The organism is Aequorivita lipolytica (assembly GCF_007997135.1).
Lineage (GTDB): Bacteria > Bacteroidota > Bacteroidia > Flavobacteriales > Flavobacteriaceae > Aequorivita > Aequorivita lipolytica.
On record NZ_VORU01000041.1, the window covers coordinates 1 to 832 of the forward strand.

1 protein-coding gene is annotated in these 832 nt (G+C 32.7%); it reads left to right on the top strand.

Translation table 11 applies throughout. The features are described from left to right. Positions 1-39 precede the first annotated feature (39 nt). Complete coding sequence (locus ESV24_RS15190; RefSeq protein WP_111817169.1) at positions 40-684, top strand: DUF4279 domain-containing protein; 645 nt, start codon at positions 40-42, stop codon at positions 682-684. The last annotated feature ends 148 nt before the right edge of the window (positions 685-832 follow it).

Below are 832 nucleotides of genomic sequence, written 5' to 3' on the forward strand. Positions count from 1 at the left end.
AAACGTTGTAAGTAATACCAAAAAAAAACCGAACAAACATTGAAAAATGAACTAATAGCAAAAGCAATTTCGGAAATAGAAAAGCCAACTTTTGGAACGACTAAACAATATTTGGAAGTTCACAATGTCGAAATGGAAAATGGAAAACCGAAAGTTGAGCGAGTGGATTTCGAGTCATTTGAAGAAACCAATGTTGTCTATTTTCCAATTGAAGATGAGCTATTTTTTTTGAGTGTTTATTTCTCTAAAGAAAATAACGAAATTACTAATGTTGGAACTGAAAACGGAAATCAAGTTGTTCTTACAGCCGTTTCTGAAAATTTGACTTTTGAGCAACTCGCAGAATTGACAAAACTAAACGGACTTTCGGGTTGGAGTATAAATGATGACAGAAAAATCGGAAAAGGGAAATATACTTTTAGCCGTTTAACATTTGAGCCAATAAGAAGTCGCGCTTATGATTTAGAAACAAAATTAAAACTGCTCTTAACGGAATTAGAAAAAGATAGAAACGGAATAAAAAGTTTAGCCGAAAATGCTGATGTTATTATTTCCGTACATAATCAAATGTATATTAGTGGAAATAAAGGAATTCATCTTGATGTGGGAACCATAAATAGGCTTGATAAATTAAATTTAGGAATTGACATTGACCAATATATTTTTGGCAATGAATTAAAATAGAAACTGTGAAAAGTACTACTTACAACACCGTGTATAAACCATTGCTGGGTCTGTGCTTTTCTGGAATATTATCGGATAAACCCAAAGTTTGTCTATATTTGGATTGGTTCGTGTGTGAGACACGCAACGGTCCATACACATCAACGTT